This window comes from Paenibacillus sp. EKM206P (assembly GCF_011066155.1).
In the GTDB taxonomy this organism is placed as follows: domain Bacteria; phylum Bacillota; class Bacilli; order Paenibacillales; family Paenibacillaceae; genus Paenibacillus; species Paenibacillus polymyxa_D.
Genome location: NZ_JAAMNQ010000017.1, coordinates 41,176 through 63,844, shown reverse-complemented (window position 1 = coordinate 63,844; position 22,669 = coordinate 41,176). Strand labels below are relative to the sequence as shown.

18 protein-coding genes and 1 pseudogene are annotated in these 22,669 nt (G+C 48.8%); 1 reads left to right on the top strand and 18 read right to left on the bottom strand.

Going from position 1 to position 22,669, the window contains the following annotated elements; all coding sequences use genetic code 11:
* Nucleotides 1-10 precede the first annotated feature (10 nt).
* The 3 genes from G9G53_RS23735 to G9G53_RS23725 all read right to left on the bottom strand — a co-directional run bounded on the left by G9G53_RS23735 (nt 11) and on the right by G9G53_RS23725 (nt 3,457).
* Complete coding sequence (locus G9G53_RS23735) at nt 11-961, bottom strand: ABC transporter permease (RefSeq protein WP_185156377.1); 951 nt, start codon at nt 959-961, stop codon at nt 11-13.
* Between the two features lie 311 nt (nt 962-1,272).
* Nucleotides 1,273-2,241, bottom strand: coding sequence for a LacI family DNA-binding transcriptional regulator (locus G9G53_RS23730; RefSeq protein WP_029515279.1), 969 nt, complete (start codon nt 2,239-2,241; stop codon nt 1,273-1,275).
* Nucleotides 2,242-2,563: 322 nt separating this feature from the next.
* Nucleotides 2,564-3,457 carry a helix-turn-helix transcriptional regulator gene (locus tag G9G53_RS23725; protein WP_165150659.1) on the bottom strand — a complete coding sequence of 298 codons (894 nt, stop codon included), beginning with the start codon at nt 3,455-3,457 and terminating at the stop codon, nt 2,564-2,566.
* A gap of 147 nt (nt 3,458-3,604) precedes the next feature.
* On the opposite strand from G9G53_RS23725, the gene G9G53_RS23720 reads away from it, so the two are divergent.
* The gene (locus G9G53_RS23720; RefSeq protein WP_165150657.1) at nt 3,605-5,800 is read left to right on the top strand and encodes an alpha-galactosidase; all 2,196 of its coding nucleotides are present in this window, start codon (nt 3,605-3,607) and stop codon (nt 5,798-5,800) included.
* Between the two features lie 400 nt (nt 5,801-6,200).
* Here G9G53_RS23720 and G9G53_RS23715 read toward each other — a convergent pair whose 3' ends face one another.
* The 15 genes and pseudogenes from G9G53_RS23715 to G9G53_RS23645 form a co-directional block, all read right to left on the bottom strand.
* Nucleotides 6,201-6,797: a hypothetical protein gene (locus G9G53_RS23715; RefSeq protein ID WP_238794853.1), complete on the bottom strand. Its 597-nt coding sequence runs from the start codon at nt 6,795-6,797 to the stop codon at nt 6,201-6,203.
* Nucleotides 6,798-6,839: 42 nt separating this feature from the next.
* Nucleotides 6,840-8,294 (bottom strand): sucrose-specific PTS transporter subunit IIBC, encoded by a 1,455-nt coding sequence (locus G9G53_RS23710; protein ID WP_165150655.1) that lies wholly within the window; start codon nt 8,292-8,294, stop codon nt 6,840-6,842.
* Nucleotides 8,295-8,842: 548 nt separating this feature from the next.
* Entirely contained in the window at nt 8,843-9,067 is a 225-nt protein-coding gene (locus G9G53_RS23705; protein ID WP_029515287.1) for a hypothetical protein, read from the bottom strand.
* Nucleotides 9,068-9,325: 258 nt separating this feature from the next.
* A pseudogene (locus tag G9G53_RS26630) lies at nt 9,326-9,454 on the bottom strand (tyrosine recombinase XerS); the annotation flags it as partial.
* A 75-nt stretch (nt 9,455-9,529) separates the two neighbouring features.
* On the bottom strand, nt 9,530-10,228 hold the full coding sequence (narI, locus tag G9G53_RS23695; protein ID WP_069011446.1) for a respiratory nitrate reductase subunit gamma: 699 nt from the start codon (nt 10,226-10,228) through the stop codon (nt 9,530-9,532).
* A gap of 2 nt (nt 10,229-10,230) precedes the next feature.
* Entirely contained in the window at nt 10,231-10,899 is a 669-nt protein-coding gene (narJ, locus tag G9G53_RS23690; RefSeq protein WP_165150653.1) for a nitrate reductase molybdenum cofactor assembly chaperone, read from the bottom strand.
* Entirely contained in the window at nt 10,886-12,400 is a 1,515-nt protein-coding gene (gene narH, locus G9G53_RS23685) for a nitrate reductase subunit beta (protein ID WP_069011448.1), read from the bottom strand. Before narH ends, narJ begins: the two co-directional genes overlap by 14 nt.
* Nucleotides 12,390-16,076 carry a nitrate reductase subunit alpha gene (locus G9G53_RS23680; RefSeq protein ID WP_165150651.1) on the bottom strand — a complete coding sequence of 1,229 codons (3,687 nt, stop codon included), beginning with the start codon at nt 16,074-16,076 and terminating at the stop codon, nt 12,390-12,392. The genes narH and G9G53_RS23680 overlap by 11 nt, the downstream gene beginning before the upstream one ends.
* Nucleotides 16,069-16,350 (bottom strand): hypothetical protein, encoded by a 282-nt coding sequence (locus G9G53_RS23675; RefSeq protein WP_029515295.1) that lies wholly within the window; start codon nt 16,348-16,350, stop codon nt 16,069-16,071. Before G9G53_RS23675 ends, G9G53_RS23680 begins: the two co-directional genes overlap by 8 nt.
* A 52-nt stretch (nt 16,351-16,402) precedes the next feature.
* Nucleotides 16,403-16,729 carry a hypothetical protein gene (locus tag G9G53_RS23670; RefSeq protein WP_039274876.1) on the bottom strand — a complete coding sequence of 109 codons (327 nt, stop codon included), beginning with the start codon at nt 16,727-16,729 and terminating at the stop codon, nt 16,403-16,405.
* Entirely contained in the window at nt 16,719-17,159 is a 441-nt protein-coding gene (locus G9G53_RS23665; protein ID WP_029515298.1) for a hypothetical protein, read from the bottom strand. Before G9G53_RS23665 ends, G9G53_RS23670 begins: the two co-directional genes overlap by 11 nt.
* A complete protein-coding gene (locus G9G53_RS23660; protein ID WP_165150649.1) occupies nt 17,141-18,730 on the bottom strand; it encodes a nitrate/nitrite transporter in 1,590 nt (529 codons plus the stop codon). The genes G9G53_RS23665 and G9G53_RS23660 overlap by 19 nt, the downstream gene beginning before the upstream one ends.
* Before the next feature lie 948 nt (nt 18,731-19,678).
* Complete coding sequence (locus G9G53_RS23655; RefSeq protein ID WP_039274879.1) at nt 19,679-20,560, bottom strand: ABC transporter permease subunit; 882 nt, start codon at nt 20,558-20,560, stop codon at nt 19,679-19,681.
* Nucleotides 20,557-21,540, bottom strand: coding sequence for an ABC transporter ATP-binding protein (locus G9G53_RS23650; protein ID WP_029515303.1), 984 nt, complete (start codon nt 21,538-21,540; stop codon nt 20,557-20,559). Before G9G53_RS23650 ends, G9G53_RS23655 begins: the two co-directional genes overlap by 4 nt.
* Complete coding sequence (locus tag G9G53_RS23645; protein WP_165150647.1) at nt 21,537-22,643, bottom strand: hypothetical protein; 1,107 nt, start codon at nt 22,641-22,643, stop codon at nt 21,537-21,539. The genes G9G53_RS23650 and G9G53_RS23645 overlap by 4 nt, the downstream gene beginning before the upstream one ends.
* Nucleotides 22,644-22,669: the final 26 nt, after the last annotated feature.

The window sequence follows — 22,669 nt, the reverse complement described above, 5'->3', positions numbered from 1 at the left end:
GAACTCCCCCTTACCACAGGCTGGTTTCCGTCAATTTTTTTGCGATCCGGTTGACGGTGACTATCAGGATAATATTTACAACTGAATTAAACAGGCCAACTGCTGTAGAAAAGCTGTATTGTGCTTTTTGAATCCCGATTTCATAAACATAGGTCGGAATGATATTGGAGGTGGCATAATTCAAATCGTTCTGCATAAGGAAAGCCTTTTCAAAACCGATACCCATAATGTTACCGAGTGCGAGAATCAATAAGATGACGATCGTCGGCAAAATGCTTGGAATATCCACATGCATTACGCGCTTCCATTTGCTTGCTCCATCCATGATCGCGGCTTCATGCAATTCTGGATTGACCCCTGCCAACGCAGCAAGGTAAATGATGGTAGCAAAACCTGTCTCTTGCCAAACCCCTGATAAAATATACAAAGGGCGGAACCACCCTTCGTCGGCTAAGAACATAATGGGGTCCCCTCCAAACCAAGTGATGATGTGATTCACAATTCCGCTGTTTGGAGACAGAAAAACATTAAGCATACCGACGAGCACTACGGTAGAAATAAAGTGTGGTGCATAAATTACAGTCTGTACAATTTTCTTGTATCTCTTGGCCAGCATCTGATTGAGCATAATCGCTATAATAATCGGAGCTGGGAAGCTAAACACAAGCGATAGAGCACTGAGTGTAAGCGTATTGGTCATGATCGTCCAGAAGTTATAGGAATCGAAAAAATCAATAAAGTGCTTAAAACCTACCCACTCGCTTCCCCAAATCCCCCGACTTGGTGAAAAATCCTTAAAAGCAATTTGTATTCCATACATTGGATAGTACTTAAATACGAGATAAATAATAATGATTGGCAGCAAAAACAGATATAGTTCATAGTTACGTTTGATCTGGTTCCATATTTTGCGATTTGGCTTGATCGTAGAATGATCCCACTCACTAGTTCTTGAATTCATCATTACACTCCCTTTCTTGTAAAAGAATATTTTCATTTTTGAAACGTTTCCAATTTATTAAAAGAAAAACTTCAGTCGGTGATCCATACCATAAATCCACCGAATGAGCTGAAGTTTTTCCAAAGTCAAAAACAACCTTGCCTAAGATAACAGGAGACGATACATTTGCTGATCCAAACTTATTCCTTGGATCTTTTAACAGAGTAGTCTGATTGTCAAATGAAACGTTTCCAATTTATTATAAAAAAAAGGCGAGTTTGCAGATCCAGACTGAGATCCAACTGAATGAGCTAATATTTATACAATAAAACTCATGTCGTTTCGCCTTGCCTGAAGATAACGGGGAGACGATACACTTGCTGATCTAAAGTTATACCATCCATCTTTTGATACAGTAGTCTGATTGTCAGACGTGCCATCTCCTCCACTGGCTGCCTAATTGTAGACAATATCGGATGAAAATAACGATGATCCTGAATGCCGTCATAACCGATGACCTTTACATCTTCTGGAACTCGAATACCCTGCCTACCTGCTCTTTCTATATATTTGGCGGCAAACATATCGGTAATAGCGAAAATGCCATCCACATCCCGATGCTTAGATAGAAATTCGCCAAAATAGGCTTCGTCGTCCACAATAGGATCTGGTTTCTCGTATACAACATGGTCTACACCCAATTTTTTCGCCTCATCAATGAAACCTTTTCTTCGATTCATGGTTTCACTAAAAATTGAAGTTACACTTCCTATAAAGGCCGGTTTTTGGGCCCCTGCCTTAACAAGTTCCCTCAAAGCTAGACGGCCTCCCTCATAATTATCTGAGGTCACACAAGTGATTTTTTTGTTGAAATGTCTGTCAATACTTAGAATCGGAATGTCATTGCTTACGCTATTTTCTATATCATTGTAAGTAATGCCGACAATACCAGCCACTTTGTTTTGACGTAGCATATCCAGGTAATACAGTTCCTTTTCTGGCTTGCCGCCGCTATTACATAACATGAGCTTAAAGCCTTCCCGATCTAACTCATCCTCAATGTAATAAGCCAGTTCAGAAAAAAAAGGATGCCAGATACTTGGAAGCAGCAAGGCTACCATCTTGGATTTCCTCATTTTAAAATTTCGAGCGACTTCATTAGGAAAATAATTCAGTTCTTGTATAGCTTTCTCCACTTTCCTTCGTGTATCTGGTTTTACAGAGCCCGAGTTATTAATAACGCGGGACACCGTTCCCACAGCAACACCAGCTATCTTAGCTACATCTCTAATACTTGGCATTTAACCCCCCCATATCTCTTATGGGAATTATAATAGCACGAAGTTGGAAACGTTTCAATAATCTTTGAAGCGCTTTTTTTCTAACTTTCTTCATTGCTACCCCGCATTTGAGTTTCGTGCCACCTGATTCAATCGAACCGCTGAGGAGTACCAACTCCATTCCGGCGGGACGGGGATCTTTTTGTCATCGATACTATTGAGTCAATCGCCCCCCTAATCATTAACGTAGTGTTTGCGTGACCCTTCTTTTTTCTTTTAAGCCGCTTTAAAACAAGGCTGCCGAAATTTTCGGCAACCTGTTACTATCTTCAAGACCCTATTTTCATTGATCGCTCCGGATCAACCGCCGAATTTGATACAAATCGCCCTCCATGCGGAATTCGCCTGGAGCCATTCCTGTATACTTTCGGAACACTTTGCCGAAATAATTCGCATTCGAGAAACCGGACTGTTCCGCCACCTGCTCCAATGTCAGATTTGCGGGCTCCAGCAGAAGAGCAGCCGCTCTTTCCAACCTCATACGAGTTAAATAGCGGCCGGGAGAGAGGCCAAGCTTGCGCTCAAACTCACGGGTGAGATGAAATTTAGAACATCCGGAGACCTCCGCCATGTCCTGAAGGCCAATGCTCCGATGCAGATTACTGTCAATGAAGGTCTTACAGCGTTCTACAACCGGAGGCAATGGGACGCTGCTGGCAAGAGTGACAAGATGACTCGCCAGTGACATGGCCAGTGAATAAGCAGCCCGTGAGCACTGATACATATCGCGGTAGCTGTTCTCAATAGCTTCCCGATAAGTCACCCACAGGAGATGCTCCAAATCGGTCCCCGGCTCAATCCGGAAAATGTAGCCGCTTATGTCCAGCCATTCCTGGAGGAGATGCAGCGCCAAGTGTGACAGTTCGAAGTAAAGCACTTCCCATCTGGGAGAATCAGAGGGGAGACGGTAGATATGGTCGCCCGGAACATCAGCCAGAAAAGCATCCCCCGGCTCGAGGGAATGTCTCCTCCCCCCCGTTTCAATCTCACCGCGACCATTCAATGTATATTGAAGCACACAATGGTCTCCGGTACGGTTCCGTCCATCCCAGATATAATCATGCGAAGTAATCAGCTCATATCCAGCACCTTTTAACAAGATATAGGGCATAGGTGTTATAAAGTGAAAAGATATCGAGGACTGCTTCTCTTTCCCGTTTCCCTCCCCATGATTCACAGCAATATTTCACCCTCCTCAATTTATAAAGTTACTCTTGTTTCGGTTCTTCTGCACCTTTATGCTAATGATGAAGACGAATTTTCTATAATCAGTTATTTCATACGCTTACTAAATTATAACACTAAAAGGAGCACGATTTCACTTATGGGCATTCATTACGATGAGAAACGCATGGTATTTCACCTGCAAACCCCCGGTTCCAGCTACTGCATTCAGATTGTTCGCGACGGCTACCTTGGGCATTTATACTGGGGACGACGAATCGCCATCTACCAGGATTCTGTACCTTTTGATTTTATCGATCGGGGCTTTTCGCCGAATCCTGACCCTGCTGACCGAAGGTTCTCCTTGGACAACCTTCCGCAGGAGTATCCGGGTTACGGGAACGGCGATTTTGGCATACCCGCCTATCAGGTCGGCCAGTCTAATGGATCTGAAATCTGTGATTTCCGTTACCAGACTCATCGGATATTCGCCGGCAAGCCAAAGCTTCCAGGTCTTCCTGCCACTTACATCGAGAGGGAGGACGAAGCGGATACGCTGGAGCTTGTGCTTGAAGATGCACTGACCGGTCTGCGTGCTACCTTAATTTATACTGTCTTTAACAAATACGACGCCATCGCTCGGTCGGTTCGTTTCGACCATACCGGCTCCGACAATCTGGTCCTTCTTCGCGCGCTCAGCGCCAGTATCGATTTCAGAGATGACGAGTATGACATGTTGACCTTCTACGGTACGCATACCAATGAGCGAAATATTGCGCGGAGACCCCTTATGCCCGGCATCCAGAATGCGGAAAGCCGGCGAGGTGCCAGCAGTCCCCAGCAGAATCCGTTTCTGGCCCTGCTTCGTCCTGGCGCTGATGAAGACAATGGCGAGGTATACGCGCTCAATCTCGTTTACAGCGGAAACTTCATAGCCCAGGCCGAGGTTCAGCAGTACCGGACGACTCGGTTGTCGATCGGCATCAATCCGTTTGGCTTCTCCTGGCAGTTGGCTCCCGGAGAAAGCTTTCAAACGCCCGAGACCGTCATGGTATACTCTGCACAAGGCTTGGGCGGGATGTCCCGCGTCTTTAATAGGCTCTACCGCACGCGGCTCAGTCGCGGCAAATTTCGTGACGCCGAACGGCCGATTCTAATTAATAACTGGGAGGCCACCTACTTTGACTTTAACGCCGACAAGATCGAAGCGATCGCCCGCGAAGGGAAAGAACTTGGTATGGAGCTCTTTGTCCTGGACGACGGTTGGTTCGGCAAGCGGGACAATGATTTGAGTTCCCTGGGCGACTGGACCGTTGACCGTCGCAAGCTTCCGGAGGGGCTGGACAATCTGGCCCGGCGGATAACCGGAATGGGCATGCAGTTCGGTCTGTGGTTCGAACCGGAGATGGTCTCACCGGACAGCGAACTCTACCGGCGCCATCCCGACTGGTGTCTTCATGTGACAGATCGTCCCCACACGGTGGGGCGAAATCAGCTTGTTCTCGATCTGTCGCGGCGGGATGTATGCGACTATATTGTTGGAGCGCTGTCCGATGTTCTGTCTTCCGCACCGATTACTTATGTCAAATGGGACATGAACCGCCATTTGACTGAGATCGGCTCTGCCCTGCTTCCGGCGGAGCGCCAGCGCGAAACGGGACACCGGTATATCCTCGGTCTGTATAGGGTATTGGACGAGCTCACTTCCGTCTTTCCGGATGTACTGTTCGAGAACTGTTCCAGCGGGGGAGGGCGCTATGATCCCGGCATGCTCTATTACATGCCGCAAACGTGGACAAGCGACAATACCGATGCGATCAGTCGGCTAAAAATCCAGTACGGCAACAGTATGGTCTATCCGGCTGTGTCTATGGGCGCTCATGTTTCGGGCGTACCGAATCATCAAGTCAACCGGGTTACTCCCCTTGACACCCGAGGACATGTCGCGATGTCGGGAAACCTTGGCTACGAACTCGATCTTACCAAGATGTCGCCGCAGGAAAAGATAGCGATCAAGTCCCAAGTTGCGCTATATAAAGCAATTCGCCCCCTTATCCAATTCGGAGAATTTTATCGCATTTTAAGTCCGTTCGAGGGCAACGAGGTGGCCTGGGCCTTTGTTTCTGATGACCAGAGCGAAGCAGTACTTGCTTTCTTCCGAGTGCTGAGCCAGCCGGGTGAAAGGGTGCCTATTCTGAAATGCAAAGGATTGAATTCGCGTTACCTGTACCGCCATCACGAAACTGGAAAGATATACGGAGGTGACGAGCTGATGTACGCCGGTTTGACACTTCCAAGAATAAAAGGGGATTTTATCAGCCTGTTCTGGAGGTTTAGTAAGATCGACGAGCAATGAATGTATTAAAGCAAAAAAATTAGAAGTCCAACAGAAAGCAGGGCCTGAAATCATGAGATTTCAGGCCCTGCTTTCTATGCCCCTTCGCCGTGGTTATATTATTTTGAGAAGCAAAAATCAACTGGCAAATGTGCTGTAACAGCTTGCCGGTTCTCCGATAAATCCAAGCTACACCATCATTTTAAGTGAACGCGAAGCAGTGGGACACCGTCTACCACCCCAGCGCCTTCCATCGGCTCCACCGATTTCACCATTTCCTGGTCGTCCGGGACCAACACTGGTGTGATCACCGGAAAGCCCGCCTGCTCGATTTCGGAAATATCAAATTCCAGCAGCTGTCCTTTCTTGATTTTGTCACCGGTCTGAACTCTAGAGTAAACCCTCTTCCCATTTGTAAAGATCAATGGAGCGATAGAGCATGGCTCAGCCGGTAAGATTGGAACGTTGCGCTCCAAACGGCATAAAAGCAATCTTTCTGTTTCCATACTTTGGGGTCGCGACAATGATCGGTATACCCGGACGGAGGTCCGCTTATAACCGGGGAGGAGAACTTGTGTATACGTCCATCTCTCTCCATTTGAGCCATACACTGATAAGGCACTCGCTCCCAACTCTTATCATGTGTATTGCCGGTGTACCTGAGGTACAATCGCCCATTGTGTTCGATTGCACTGCCCGAGTATACTCCATGACTGTCAAAATCCCGGTCCGGTTTTAACGCCACTCCCCGGTTCGTCCAGTGAACGAGATCCGGAGAGCTGGTATGATACCAATATTTGAGACCATGCACAGTACCGAGAGGAAAACATTGATAGAACAAATGATACTCTTCATGAAAAAAAGCAAATCCATTCGGGTCGTTCAGCAACCCTGTCTCAGGCTGGATATGATACCCCTGGCGCCAGGGGCACCTTACCACTCTGGCGGCCAGACCGGAGATTTCCTCCGGATTGGTATCTTCTAATCTTCTGTATCTCTCTTCTTTCGTCCACTCCACAGCAACCTCCTTACTGCAAAATAGTTCCAAGCATGCCTAAACTTACGGTCGATCCGCTGCTTCGTTTGAAGTCTCCCCTGAGGCTGACGCATTTTTCCGCTTGCCCCAGAGCAGGGTGATGAGAAACGTAACCAGAGAGCTGATGCCCATGCCGATACAGAAATCAGCGATGGACTGTGGGCGGATTGCGATAATACCGGGTAGCGCCGCCGGTCCCATCGAAATGGACAGCACATGTGCGTAAGCAATATAGGCGGAAGCCAGGCCGGAACCGATCATCGCAGCAATGAACGGGTAGCGAAGCTTCAGGTTGATTCCGAACATTGCAGGTTCGGTAATACCGAGCAGCGCGGATATGCCGGCAGCTGAGGCGATACTCTTCGTCTTGCTGTTGCGTGTGATGAGAAAGACGGCCAGCGTAGCCGCGCCCTGAGCGATATTCGCCATCGAGGCAATCGGAAGCAAGAAGGATCCGCCCGTCTTAGCAACGTCCGACAATAGTTGGGTATCCACAGCGAGGAAACTGTGATGCATTCCCGTTATGGCAATCGAAGAATAGAAAAAACCGAAAATACCTCCTCCAATGAAACCCGTCGTATCATAGAGCCAGAAGAGACCATCTGTCAGTCCGTTGCCCGCGGCGCGAAGGATCGGTCCAACAACAGCAAAGGTCAAGAGGCCGGTAACGAGGACAGACAGCAAGGGAGTCAACAGATTATCAAGATAAGATGGAATTACCTTTCGCAAATTTTTCTCGATTACCGATAAAATATAGGATACGGCCAGTACTGGCAGAACCGTTCCCTGATAGCCAACCTTTTCGATTGAGAAGCCGAACAGTTGCCAGGTGGGTACTGTCCCATCTACAAGTGCCTGGCCGTAGCTGTAACCATTAAGCAGATCGGGATGAACCATAATCATGGCCAGCGCCGCACCCAAATAAGGATTTCCACCAAACTTGCGAGTGGCCGAGAAGCCGATCAGGATGGGAAGGAAAACAAATGGAGCGTTGGCGAATAAATTAATAATGCTTGCCCAATCGGCAATACCAGGGTACATCTCGACCAGAGACCTGGGACCAAACAGATTGCTGGCAGTCAGAACGTTGTTGATCCCCATTAATAGACCCCCGGCAACAATCGCCGGAATGATCGGAACAAAAATGTCGGAAAGTGCTTTCACAAGTCGTTGAAGCGGATTCATTTTAGCTGCTCCTGCCGTCTTTACATCGCCGGTGGACATTTCTCCGAGACCCGTAAGTTTGGCGAACTCGCCATACACGTTATTTACAATCCCGGCTCCAAGGATAATTTGATATTGCCCTGCTATAGAAAAAGTCCCTTTAACAACGTCCATTTGATCAAGCGCTTTTTGATCAAGCAAAGATTCATCTTCAAGAACGAGCCGCAATCGCGTCGCACAATGAGCAGCTGCCGTTATGTTTTCCTTACCTCCCAGGGCATCCAGGATGTCAGCTGCAACTTGCTTGTAATCCATATTTCTCTCCTCCTAATATTATGAAACCGGTTCCAATTTAATTAAAAAAAATGTTCGTTACCGACATTGGCCGGTAATTTTTGTTCGAAAACAACTGCCCTCCTATTACTTTCTCCGAAGAAGGTTATTGCCCCACTTCACCACTTCTCGCTCCCTTCAATAAGCCCCTTTTGACCACCCGTAGGATTGGATGGACATACAACCCTTGCCATAGGAAAAAAATTGCTCAATTCAAAATGTTTGTTTTATATTAAATTTTGTAAGGGGGCTGTTATTTGATAATAAAACACTATCCATGTCATCCTCAATGGTAAGTTAATGCGATGGCAGGGTAAAAAATTGCCCCTTCATTAACACAAAAATCCACCGCAGAAAATAAAGGGTCGTTGCTGCTTCCAGCCCGGTTTTCCTACACTCTGACCTGAACAGACTGAAACACGAGGATTATTTGCTAAATCCATAAGAGTGCTTGCCTGCCAATCGTCAGGAAAGAATTTAAGCATCTCTTGGCAGAACAATGTGGGTTCTTACGATATTCAGGAATCGGTTTATTGAATACTTAAAGCCTCCGTTTCGTCTCCGGTGAGTCCTTCGTCTTCATCATCTACCATCGTCTCTACCCAATTAATGTCTGCAAAAGCTATCTTCATGTACTCCATCAGTACGCGCTGAGCATTGAATCCTACCTCATCAATCATAGATTCCTTAGTAAAGTTTTCTGCAACTAACCAATCAAAAAACATAATATAGTCATGGCAATAGTTCAGAAGCACTGATAAACCTCCCCACCTATAAGTTCATCACTTTGGTCGTTTGATCAATGATGAAACTGAAATCACCTCTTGCAAGTGGGGAATTATATATTATTATACAATTTTGTCTATGTATTCCATAAAAGAATTCTCCTTGGACGCAAACCATCATTCTGAATCCATTACTATAGAAAAAAGCCGCCATTAAGGGCGACTTTCTACATCCTATGTTCTGTCCTCCAAGAGCTTCAATCTTAATTTGATCGCCCACCATCAATAAAGGTTGTTTTTCAATCTGGGCACATTAATGTTCTCTAGGTGATAACGGGTTGCAAATGAATGTCTCAGAGAATGCACGGATAAAGCTGGTTTTCCAAAAGCTGAAGCATATTTTTCAATCAGTTTCTCATTGGTTAAGCAGAGATGCTCTTCATGAACAGCTATTATTGTCATCAGAAATTTTCGTCCATATCGAAATAGAAATCAGGTTCTCTCCCGTTTCCGGTAACTGTTTCTGGAACGGTACTGCTGCGGAGATCTTGCCGGATAACGTGCGGGAAAAGAAAACATATGGACCAGATGGGTAAACGGAATGGAAGCGAACAGAAGAAACGCCAGGATGATGTGAAGCTGAAACACGAAAGGAACCATGTGCATCAACCCGTATTGCGGATTAAAGGTGAACAGGCTGCGAAACCAAGGCCCGATGGTCGTACGGTATTCATAGGCCACCACAGTCGTATTATACACGATGGTCATATAGGTACCGATGGCTGCGATGATCAGGACTAAAATCACTGCAAAATAATCACCAAAACCCGCATGGGCCCTTACCCGACGGTTAAGGATTTTGCGCATAAGCAGAAGAACCAGACCGATGACGACCATCAGACCGGCAAAGCCGCCCCCCGCGATCGCAAATATATGATAGGTCTCATCGGATATGCCGAAGAAATGATAAACACTGCGCGGGATCAACACACCCATGATATGGCCAACAAACGCGAAAATGATCCCGTAATGGAACACAGTCGAACCGATTCTGAGCCATCTTTTTTCAAAAATCTCCGTGGAAGGCGCCGTCCAGCTGACCTGACGAAAAGCAAACCGATAGAGCAAGCCAAAGATCATCACCGTCAAGGTGAGATAGGGAAACACGACCCACCAAAAGATACCAGTCATCATTATACCTCCATTCCATCGCACGTTTTGTAGACAGGTAAGCCCGAATCGCTACGAGCCGTACCGTCCATGCCAAACAGGATAGGATAAGGCAGTTCATCCAGATCGGCGCTCTCCCGCTTGCTCTCCAGCATGCGAATTTCTTCTTCCGTAGGGACCTCGAAAACATCGGTCATCAGAAAGTTCAACAACCTGGAATAGGGACTGTCTTCAGACAGATGCTTCCGAATCCGCTCTGTGGCTGCGGCCAGCCGGAGTTCAAGCGCGCGTACATGAACATTGTCGGACCTTACGGCCAGTAGCTCGTACAACAGCGGAATGAAGTCGCACAGCTCCCCGCTCGGCATCATAAAGCCCGCATCCCGGACAATATGCTGAAGCAAAATCAGAGCTGCCCCACGTTCCCGACTGTCACCCAATTCATGAGCGGTCAGATAGAGTCCGGTCTTTTCCTTCCAATCGAACGTCCAAACATAAATTTCCTGAAGCTCCTTGGGAGGAACCGAGAAGATAGCCTCGGCCGCCTGGCCAAACCTGCTCGCCAGCTCATTATCTTTCATTTCCTCTTGGACAGCTGCAAGCAGTTCCTCCTTCATTTCCTGAAAATCCTCACAGGGATATCCTAGCAATCTGGCGCAGGCCGCCAGCAAAACGGGCTTATGTTCCATCATCCATGTCCTCCCTTGCGAAAAGATGTGACGTGACCGCGCTTGACGGGGTAATGGATTCAATGCTGCAGGCCCCCTGCTTGTAATGAAGCTCTTTCGCGCCATCCATTTCCCTCCGAGCGGTTGGGATCACAAACCTTTCGTTATATTTGGCAACAGCGAACAATCGGGTCATCTCTTCAATTTCCTCCACTGTAATTCCCGCCTCTCCCAAAAGCTGGCTGTGTCTGAGATCATCCATGCCGCCAACAGCTTGCTGCCGCCTATGTACACGCATGGCGGTCATTTTAAGCAACACTCTACGGATGACGGAGGTATCCCCTGCCGTAAGCAGAGATGCCAGATACTCCATTGGAATCCGCATTTGATCGACGGCGGGAATATAGTGATCGGTCTGAAGCTCGTCTTCTTCAATATGGTTCATAATCGGGCTAAGCGGTGGAACATACCACACCATAGGGAGCGTGCGGTATTCCGGATGAAGTGGCAGAGCAACCTTCCACTTCATGGCAAGCTTGTAGATCGGCGAGCGTTGTGCCGCATCGATCCAGGAATCGTTGATCCCGCTTCTTCTCGCCTCCTTGATCACTTCCGGCTCGAAGGGGTCAAGGAACACCGAAAGCTGGGATTCATACAAATCCTGCGGATTCTCCACGGAAGCTGCCGCCTTGGCTCGATCTGCGTCATAGAAGACGACACCGATATAGCGAATCCGGCCCACACAGGTTTCCGAGCAAATCGTGGCCATGCCCGCTTCTGTCCGCGGGTAGCAGAAATTGCATTTTTCCGCCTTGTGCGTATTCCAGTTGTAGTATACCTTGTGGTAGGGACAGCCATTGGTACAGAATCTCCACCCCCTACAAGCGTCTTGATCTACAAGTACAATGCCATCCTCCTCCCGCTTGTACAGAGCTCCGGATGGACAGGAAGCCACGCAGGAAGGGTTCAGACAGTGCTCGCAAATGCGGGGCAGGTACATCATGAACGTCTTCTCATACTCCATGGCGATCTGTTCCTGAAGCTGCTTGACATTCGGGTCCAGCGGTACGATCTCACTTCCGCCAGCCAGGTCGTCATCCCAGTTCGGGCCCCATTCCGGCTTGTCCATATATTCTCCGGTAATCAGTGATACAGGCCGCGCGACCGGAAGATGCTTCCGCTTGGGGCTATGAATCAAGTTATCGTAATCATAGGTCCACGGCTCATAGAAGTTGTCCAGGCTGGCCATATTCGGATTGTAAAAAATATTCGCCAGTTTGGTGATTGGCCCCCCCGCCCGGAGTGCCAGCTTTCCGTTGCGCAGAACCCACCCGCCTTTAAATTTCCTCAGGTCTTCCCATGCCCGAGGGTAACCGGGACCCGGCCGGGTTTCCACATTGTTGTACCACATGTATTCCGTTCCGGGCCGATTGGTCCACGTGTTCTTGCAGGTCACCGAACAGGTATGGCAGCCGATGCATTTGTCCAAGTTCATGACCATGGCGACTTGCGCTTTAATCCTCAAGCCAGTCAACCTCCTTCAACGGTCGGATGATTGTCATCGTATCTCTCTGACTTCCTGTCGGCCCGTAATAATTGAACCCGTAGCTCAATTGGGCATAACCTCCGATCATATGTGTCGGCTTCATCGTAATCCGGGTCACACTGTTATGGGTACCGCCGCGCTGCTTGGTGATAGAGGTGCCCGGCACGCCAAGCGTGCGATCCTGGGCATGATACATATAAGCGATCCCCTCTGGAATCCGGTAAGTCAGCACCGCTCTTGCTGCGATGACTCCATTCCGGTTATATACCTCAATCCAATCGTTATCCTTGATCCCGATCGAAGCCCCGTCTTTTTCGTTCAGCCAGACGACCTGCCATCCGCGGAACAGCGTCGACATTTGATTGGTGTCGATGAACATCGTATGAATTCCCCATTTTTGGTGCGGGGTCAAATAACGGATCGTCATCGTTTTTCCATTCGCTGGCACTTCTTTCTCACCCTTAAAAAAAGGAACGTGCTCCAGCGGCGGCAAATAAAGCGGCAGCCCTTCACCGAAATCCAAAATCATCTCATGGTCCAGATAAAAGCTTTGTCTGCCTGTTAAAGTGCGCCATGGAATGCTGTACTCCGTATTTAAGGTAAAGGGCGAGTATCTCCGATTGTCCTTCTCCAAGCCACTCCAGACCGGAGTTGAGATCGTATGCCGGGGCTGAGCAGTAATATCCAGAAGCGTGAAAGCCTCTTCTTCCCGAGGTTTTGAGATGTCCTCCAGCTTTTTGCCGGTTTTGGTCTCTAACGAACGCCAGCCTTCCACGGCTCGTTCTCCGTTCGTGGCGCCAGACATCAGCAGAATCGCTTCGATTACCTGTTTATCCCGGAATAGATCCGGCTGTCCTTTGCCAATCCCCTCATGTTTCGATGCCCCCAGCCGCTCCATGAGCTGGCCGTACACCTTGTCGCCGGGAATTTTAATCCCCTTTGTTCCATAACCCTTTTTAATGTTCGGTCCGATGGTAATCATTTTTCCATACACGTTCGGATAGTCACGCTTCACCAATAAAAAATGGGGCATCGTTTTGCCGGGCACTGCCTCCGTCTCTCCCTTGCGCCAATCGCGGATTTTTCCGTGAACTTGGGCGATTTCATCTGGACTGTCATGTCCGAGCGGAGTCATGAGAACATCCTCGCAGGCTGGCAAATGTTTCTCCGCCAATTGGGAGAACGTTTTGGCGATTTCCCGAAAAGCGTCCCAATCGCTTTTGCTTTGCCAAGGTGGTTCAATAGCTGGATTAAACGGATGGACAAACGGATGCATATCGGTCGTGCTTAAATCGTATTTTTCGTACCAGGTCGCTGCTGGCAGCACGATATCCGAAAACAGCCCTGAACTCGTCATTCTAAAATCCATGCTGATGAACAAATCGGTTTTGCCTTCCGGCGGAACATCATCCGTCTTCACCGTCTCCGGCCGCCACGAATGGCTCGGGTCCGTCAACACCTGATTGTCCGTCCCGATCAAATGCTTGGCAAAGTATTCATGCCCTTTACCGCTATCGCCAAGCAGATTGGACCGCCAGTTGAAAAAGACACGCGGGAAATTGTTCGGATCATTGGGGTGCTCCACCGCAAAATCTAGCTCTCCCTCTTTAACCATTCTCGCAATTTCCTGTACGGCCTCCTGATCGTCCGAAAACCCTTTTTCTCGAACCTGTCTGGCCACATCGATGGAGTTCTGGTTGAATTGCGGGAATGAAGGCAGCCACCCGAGCCTTACGGCCAGAGCATTGACATCCGCAGGATGCATATGGTTAAACCGCCCGCCCCAGGATGGTTTCTGCTCCTCATTGACCTTGGCCTCATAGCGGAACTGCTCCGTCGCGAAGTAGAAGAAGGAGGTTCCGTTTTGTAAGCGGGGAGGCTTGATCCAATCTCCTGCAAATGCGATCTGCTGCCACCCCTCCACTGGCCTCACCTTTTCCTGACCTACGTAATGGGCCCATCCGCCGCCATTTACTCCCTGGGAGCCCGTGAGCAGAACCAAATTCAGAATGGAACGGTAGATTTGGTCGCTGTGATACCAATGATTCGTTCCTCCGCCCATGGCGATCATCGATTTTCCACCTGTCTTGGCCGCATTTTCGGCAAACTCCCTCGCTACCTGAATGCAATGAGATTTCTTGACGCCAGTAATCGCCTCCTGCCAAGCCGGAGTGTAAGGCTTCGGATCGTTATAATCGACCGGATAATCGCCTTGCAGTTGCTGTCTGGGTACACCCACATGAGCCATCATAAGGTCATAAACCGTCACGACTTTGAGCGTCCTGCCTTCCACACTCGGCAAATGCTTTACAGGAACTCCACGCCGAACTGTCCCTCCCTCCGATTCCACGAAATAAGGAAAGTCAACGGGAGCCACTTCATCCGCCGCATCAATAAATGACAGCAGAGGATCCACTACTGTCCCGTCAGGATTTTCGAGATCCAGGTTCCACCTGCTGTCCTGATCCCAACGGAAGCCCTGGCTGCCGCTCGGAACCATCGGCGCTCCTGATGCCTCGTCCCAGACTACCGTTTTCCATTCGGCCAACTCCTGGGCATCTCCCAAGTCGGAGGCCCGGAGGAAGCGGCCCGAACGAAACGCATCGGCATGTTTCTCTAGTATCACGAGGAAAGGCAGGTCTGTAAATTTTTTCGCGTAATCCGTAAAATAAGGGACTTGCTGATCCACGTAGAATTCTTTGAGAATGACGTGGGTCATAGCCATGGCAAGCGCGGCATCGGTCCCGGCTTTAGCTGGCAGCCAAATGTCCGCAAACTTTTCATACTCGGCATAATCGGGGCTGACCCCGACCACCTTGGTGCCGTTATAACGGGCTTCCACCATGAAATGCGCATCAGGAGACCGGGTTTGCGGAATGTTGGTCCCCCAGATAATAAAATACTTGGAGTTATACCAATCGCCGCTTTCCGGCACATCTGTTTGTTCTCCCCAAACCTGTGGCGAGGCAGGGGGAAGATCTGCATACCAATCATAAAAACTGAGGATGGTCCCGCCAATCAGCGACAGGAAGCGTGTCCCTGCCGAATAACTCACCATGGACATGGCCGGGATCGGGCTAAAACCAACAACACGATCTGGACCGTATTGTTGAATGGTATGGATAATAGAGCTGGCAATCATCTGACAGGCATCATCCCAATCCGCCCGAACGAAGCCGCCTTTCCCCCTGGCCTTGACGTATCTGTCACGCTTTTTGGGATCGCTGACGATGTTTTTCCAGGCCGTGACCGGGTCCTCAACAACTGCCAGCTCCTCACGCCACATGTCGTACAAATCACCGCGGATATAGGGATACTTCACCCGGATCGGGCTATAGGTATACCAGGAGAAGCTTGCCCCGCGCGGGCAGCCCCGGGGTTCATACTCGGGGAAGTCGGCTCCTGTGGTCGGGTAGTCCGTTTTTTGTGTTTCCCAGGTGATAATGCCGTCCTTGACGAAAACATTCCAACTGCAGGAACCGGTACAGTTTACGCCATGTGTCGACCGAACGACCTTGTCATGCTGCCAGCGGCCACGGTATAGGCTCTCCCAATCCCGGGATCTTGGGCTCTCCTCGGTCCATCCCTCGTTTATGGCCTCTCCGCGTTGCAAATATTTCAACGCATCAAGCAGCTTGTTTTTATGTTCAGCCATTGCACAGATGCTCCTTTCCCTGCTGGTTTACCGGGTTAAACCTTTCCCCCGTCAGTTTGAAGCTGTCTTGTCCCAACTGAAGCTCTTCCATAAACACTTCCCAATCCGCTGCGTTGCAAGCCGCGATAATCAGGCGCTGAAGCTCGTTCAGATCCTGCAGCCGGCAGATTTGTTCTTGCACAGGCTGCGGCACTCCGCCGAATCTCATCTCAAGCAAGGCAAGCAAATCATTCCGATCATCCCGGACAAATTGTTCCGTTTCCACCTGATTCATCTGGTTCGCCTTCTTTCGTATCCATTTTTCCAACTCATTCTGCCGACCTTTGTTAGAATTTCATCATTTTAAAATAATCGGCAATCATCGATTTCTTAATCTTTTCCGCCGACTGTTTAAAAAAGGTCAAGACCTCTTCATCGCCGTCTTCCACCAATGCCCAGGAAAATTTCCTGCTGGTGACCTGCCCCAATTCCTCGCCAAATCGGAGGTAGACGGTGATGCCGTGATCATCGGTCCGGCCACCCGCCTTCACATCATAAGGATGAAGGTGGAGCATCTCGAGCTCTTGTACCAGTAGCCGATACAGTCTCGGCTCCACAGATTGAAGTGGTTTGTCGGGAAGCATCGCCGCCAGTGTATAGGTCTCATTTTTCATGGAGCAGTCCCTCCACTTCTTTTTCCAGCATGTTCATTTCATCCCGGTTATGCAGTTCATCAACGATAATCAAAGCCTGAAAACGAGCAAGAAGCTCGCCACCCACCTTGCTCTGCGCCAGCAGTTCCTTAATCTCAGCGACAATTTCTCGCATTAATTGATGATCGCGAGTCAGGGAAATAATGACGTTCTTCAACTCCGACTTGATGCCCACAGCTTCTACATATAATCCTTCCTCTTCGCTGGCTGCGTGCTGGAGCGTACGCCCCTCCCAATGCTCCACCGTGATGTAGGCAATTTCCTCCGCTTTGTCCAATTCACCTTTTTTTATACTTCTGTCCAACAGCTCGGTAAGTTCTCTTGCTTCGCCTAAGGCCGCCTCATGAATCATCGAATGACTGTCCACATGTCTCAATGCGGGTCCTGACATGAATCCCCCGCCTCCTTTCCTGTTGCTTTTTTTGAGAAATGATTTTGCGCTAGCCCGCCGCCTTCACCTTCCTCGATTACGGAGTCAGCCTGCGAAAGGTCGCTGAATATAGCCACATAATGAGTGACATTCTGCTCGTTCGTAATTGCCGTTACCGAGAGCCACTCTCGAAAAACCTCCCCGCTTGCCTTGCGATTGACGATCTTTCCCTGCCATTTTCCGGTGGTCAGCAAAGTGACCCAAAAGGCATTATAGAAAGAGCGATCTTGGAAGCCGGAGTTGAGTATATTGGGAGTTTTTCCAATCACCGCTTCTTTGGGATATCCGGTGACCTCGGTGAAGGCGGCGTTTACGGTATGGATCACGCCCTTGGCATCAGTGACCATCACGGCATCGGCTGTGGACTTGATAATATCCGACGCAAACTCCAGCTTGTTGCTGAAAAATACCCACAGAACAAGTATCAGGCTGGCCAGCGAGGCCTCGGACAAGGCCATAAAGCCGATTGCGTAGTGGCCTGTCCACCCAAACAGCAGGGTAAGCAGCAGTGGAGGAAAAAAACCGCCCAGACCGCCCGCGGCAGAGACGATCCCGCTGGCGATGCCCCCTTGCTTTGAAAAGTATAGCGGGACCAGCTTGAACACCGCGCCGTTCCCGATACCGGCGCACACGGCTACCATCAAACAACCCAACGTAAAAAGAGGCATGGTCAATCCGAAAGAGAGTAAAACTCCTGACAAGGTTAGGCCGGCAAACACGAACATAAGAACTACAAAAGGATTGGACTTGTCGGACAGTATCCCGCCTACTGGACGGAGAAAGGTAGCCAAGGCGATAAAACCCGCCGTCCTGAGTCCGGCATCCACCTTGCTTAATTCAAAATAGCTGACCAGAAAACTGGGGAGATAGATTGTAAAAGCTACGAAGGAGCCGAAGGTAATGAAGTAAAATATGCTGAAAAACCACAGCTTTTCGTTGCGATAAACCTGCTTGAGTTGATTCTTCCAGGAGCTTCGTACACGCTCTTCGCGCTTATCCCCTAAAAACAGATTCAGCAGAGCGAAAAGGGCAAGCAAAATCAAAAAAAGCTGAAGGGCTCTTGACCAGCCGATCGCATCAGCCACCCACGGTGCGCCAAAGGTAGAGATGGCCGTACCCAGGTTCCCGATCCCGTATATCCCATTGATGGTGCCCTGCTTTTCTTTGGGATAATATTGAGGCAGTGAAGTCACACCGATCGAGAACGTAGCCCCGCCTATCCCAAGAAAGAAGCCCCCAACCGCCAAATCCAGAAAAGTATTGGCCTGGCTCAAATAGTAGACAGGAACAAGCAAAATCAAGAAACTGACTGTATTCATCAGCCTTGCCCCGAAGCGGTTGGTCAGAATCCCCGCCGGAATTCGCAGCAAAGAGCCCAAGATTACCGGGATCGCGGTAGACCACGCTCTTTGCCCAGGCGTCAGCGGAATATCCTGACTTATGTAAGAAATCAGGGAAGAGATCAAGACCCAGGCCATAAAGGAGACAACCAGACTAAGGGTTTGCAATGGCAACTGAATTTTTTTTACCATGTATAGCTCCCCTTTGGAGATTATTCGAATTGCAACTATAGGATATAATATCCATTTTTGACAAACTTCTGGCCTTTCAAACATTTGATTTGGGGAGATAACAAATGACGGCTCACTTGCAACCTGTGATGGAAGGATGCTTGCCATGATCGGCTACGATGTGGAAAAATATTTTCGGAAGATGCTGTAGCTGGCGGGCAAAAATCAGGTCAACTTTTTATGTAGAGCAATTGCATTTGTATTTTATGAAGCTCAAGCGATTAATAGTTTTTCCACGTCCATGACCAGTTCTTCGCCTGTCATATTTAAATACTTTTGGCCACATAGAAATTCTAAACCACTGTCTTTTTCTATTGTACAGGATGAAAAACTCCAACTTGACATGGTTAATCAAATTAGTAGGTTTCTATTGATTGTTACGCTGGAAAGATAAGCATCGTTTGCAGAAATGGGCATATACCCAGGTGATTTTCAAAATAAAAAAACGCTCTAGGTTATCCTAAAACGTCTTTTGAAAATAGAAATATTAGCCATAGAGGTCAACATCAAATGATTAAAGTTTGAGCTTGTACCCGATGCTCTCTAACGGGTAACATCAAACTGAAATTAAGATGCATATTGTCAGAATAGTAACTAGCAGCAGTCCATCTTGTTCTGCCCCAATTAAAATATTATTATCGCTGTGTAAATATGGTTGCAATAATGTCTATCACCTTCTATAGACTTGGAGACCTTAGGCCCTTTTTGATCGCTTTAAGCGTGATTATGGCGTAAAGACGAGGCTGAAACTAATGAACGATCGAAATAGATAAACAGACTCATTGATTCATTTATTGGAATAAAGCAAGCAATTTGGCGGTCTTTTTAGACCACCTTTTTTATTCTCAGAAGGTCTTTTAAAACAATTTTTTTGAATGGCTGCTGAAGTCTGAAACTTCAAAGTAGAACCTATAAATCCTTGCGGACAAAGCGGCGCAGCCCGAGTCCAAAGAGCACAGCCGTGTAAAATGCCGCGTATATCAAAAAGGCTGTTGAAGGAATCTCGCCGATACCAAACGGTCCACTTGTGCTTACCGGGATGAGTCCATTAATATTCTCGAAGCTGAACAACACTGCCTGCATTTTACGCTGCAGTCCATCGGCAGGCATGATCAGGGACAGGACACCCGTTATATTGTTCAGGGTCTGCATGGGACCTGGCTCCAGACCCACAGAGCCGATGATTTTTCCAACCATGCCACCGAGCCAACCAGCCCCATAAAGCATCGTCATGACGACACCATTCGCAACCGATGACAAATAGCCGGATCCGAACATGGACACGGTTACAAGCAGGGGAACGACTGAAGCAAATAGCAAAAAAGACTGCACCAGCACTACCGGATCACGCGGGATCGAAGCATGCACATCGGTGATCCACAAAATCAGGCTGTACAATACCAAGGCATAGATTACACCAAGCGAAACATAGCCGAGCCAGCGGCCCGTATACCATTTCCACCTCGGAATCGGCCGTGGCAGCATCGCCTGCATGACCCCCTGCTCCGCCTCACCCGCAATCGTGGAAAATGAGCTAAAAATCGCTAAAAAGGCGAGTACAAAACTTGCGAAGAAAAAACCGAGCATCAAAATGAACATCCCGAGCGTAAATTCCTGGATCATAGTTTCATTATTCGTACCGCCTGTGATCACCCTAGAGGTAGAATCTCCTGCGATGGCGCCGGCAATAAACCAAAATCCCAGCAGGAATACAACAGTTAATAAAAGTGTCAGCAGGAGGACCCGTTTGCGCAGTAGCTCCTTCCAGGTCATGGTCCAAATAATCCTCATTCCTGTTCCCCCCTATGATTCAGCCCTGCAACAGCCTTCATGAACCACTCTTCAAGCCGTTCTCGAACTTTGGTGACTTCATATAACGTCATCCCCTGTCCGATCAGCAACGTATTGATCCAGCCTGCCTGTTCTTCGCTCTCCAGTTCCGCTTCAAGCCAGACGGTATCATCTATGCCCCTCTCTCCTGTAAATCCGCCTTCGGCTTTTCCATCTGTTATTACTCGAAAGCTGAGCTCTGTCGTATCCATAAGCCAGGACAGCAAAAAAGGCGAAAATCCGCCGACTTTAAAACGCCAGCAGACTCGCTTCTGGAGCATTTCGGCTACCCGCCCATGGCGGAGAACCTGTCCGTTATTCAAGAGTGCCATTCTGTCGCATAATACTTCCACATCCTCAAGCAGATGGGAGTTTAAGAAAATCGTTTTCCCCTGCTGCTTCAGTTCCTCAAGTATATTACGTACATGCATTCGTCCAACCGGGTCCATGGCGGAAGAAGGCTCGTCAAGAAAAATCACGGCCGGATCATTCACCAGCGCGCAAGCCAGTCCAAGCCGCTGCTGCATGCCTTTGGAATAATGCTTAACACGGTCTTTCCCCCGCTGACCCACACCTACCATGTGCAATAGCTCAGGAACTCTCTTGTCGATCACCTGCTTGTCCAAACCGCATAATCGCCCATGCAACCGGACGACCTCATCACCTGTAAGCCATTCCTGATACCGGTACAGCTCGGGAAGATACCCGATTTGCCGTTTCGCTTCGAGCGTTCCGATGGGTGCACCCATCAGGGTTGCTCCTCCGGCCGTCGGATGGATGAGCCCGACCAGCATTTTCACAAATGTGCTTTTCCCGGCTCCATTGGGGCCGAGGAAGCCAAAGGCTTCCCCTTTCCCTACGGTGATGGTCACGTTGCGGCAGCCGCGCCCGTTGCTGTATTCCTTGGTTAATCCTTTAGCGTCGATTGTCGGCTTACTCATGCCTCAACCAGCTCCTTAAGCTTGTTCATGAAATCAAACTCTGACTCATAGGCGCTCCCACCTTCAAAGGAAAAGAACTGTCCGTCTTTGATCCAGATAGCGGTACGATTCGTCATTGAGCTGTACTTCATGTTTGTAACCAGAACCTTGGTTCCTCCAACGGTAATCTCAGAAGTTTCAGCACTTTTATTAACCACATATGGCATAGGAATGGAACCTGCCAGAATGCGGCTGCGCTTTACCTTCTCTTTCAGATCGGAAGGCAGAATCGGAAGCTGAAGAACGGCATCCACCGCTTTTTCTGTATCAACGGACGGATCTACCGTAATTTCTGGAGCCTGCATCTGTGTCAGAGTTGCCCAGTGGTCCTGATCGGTACCCAAATCGTAATTTACGCTTTCATGTGTACTAAACGCTATTTCTTTACCGTCCATCGACTCCGGCAGCAGCTTCGTTGCCCCTACACGCTGCATAGCTTTATTGAGCTCATCCACATTCAGCATCATTGTAATTTTTTGCGAAGGAGTAACGTACACACTTTCCTTCGTTCCGGCCACATTTACTGGAAGAAGCTGATATCCGAGCTTAGAGACGGCTTGTTCACGCGTAAAATCCCCCTGTACGTTTCCGCTTTCCGATGTAAACTGGCCAAAGGTGTTTTCTATGTCGGCCGATTTTCCCGGAACCAGCTGATTAAACATACCTTCGAGCGTGCTTTCGTCAACTGTAGCGATATCCTGCACCCGGAATTGATTTAAAAATGCCGCCAGCGCGTTATTTCCCACAGGGGTTGTAAGTACGACGCCAAAGATAACGGCTGCCGCCACCGCTGCGGCCCACTTTCGGCCCTTGCCTGCCCGCCGGCGGAAAGAAGCAACCGGAGCCGGAGCATCAACTTTCAAACTGGATTCCGAATCCTGAATTGCAGCTGAGTCCGCTGGCGGACTAAGGGTATCGGCAAGCCTCAGAACGTCCTCTTTGTTATTTGCGTCCCCGGTCTCCCACTTGGCGTTTACCGGCTCCATGGCCAGCTTCTGTAGCAACCTCTCCCAGGCTTCATGTGTACTTTTGTCAGCTTCTGAATGCTGCAATTTAGTTGTCATATCATTTCAATCCTTTCCGAATATTT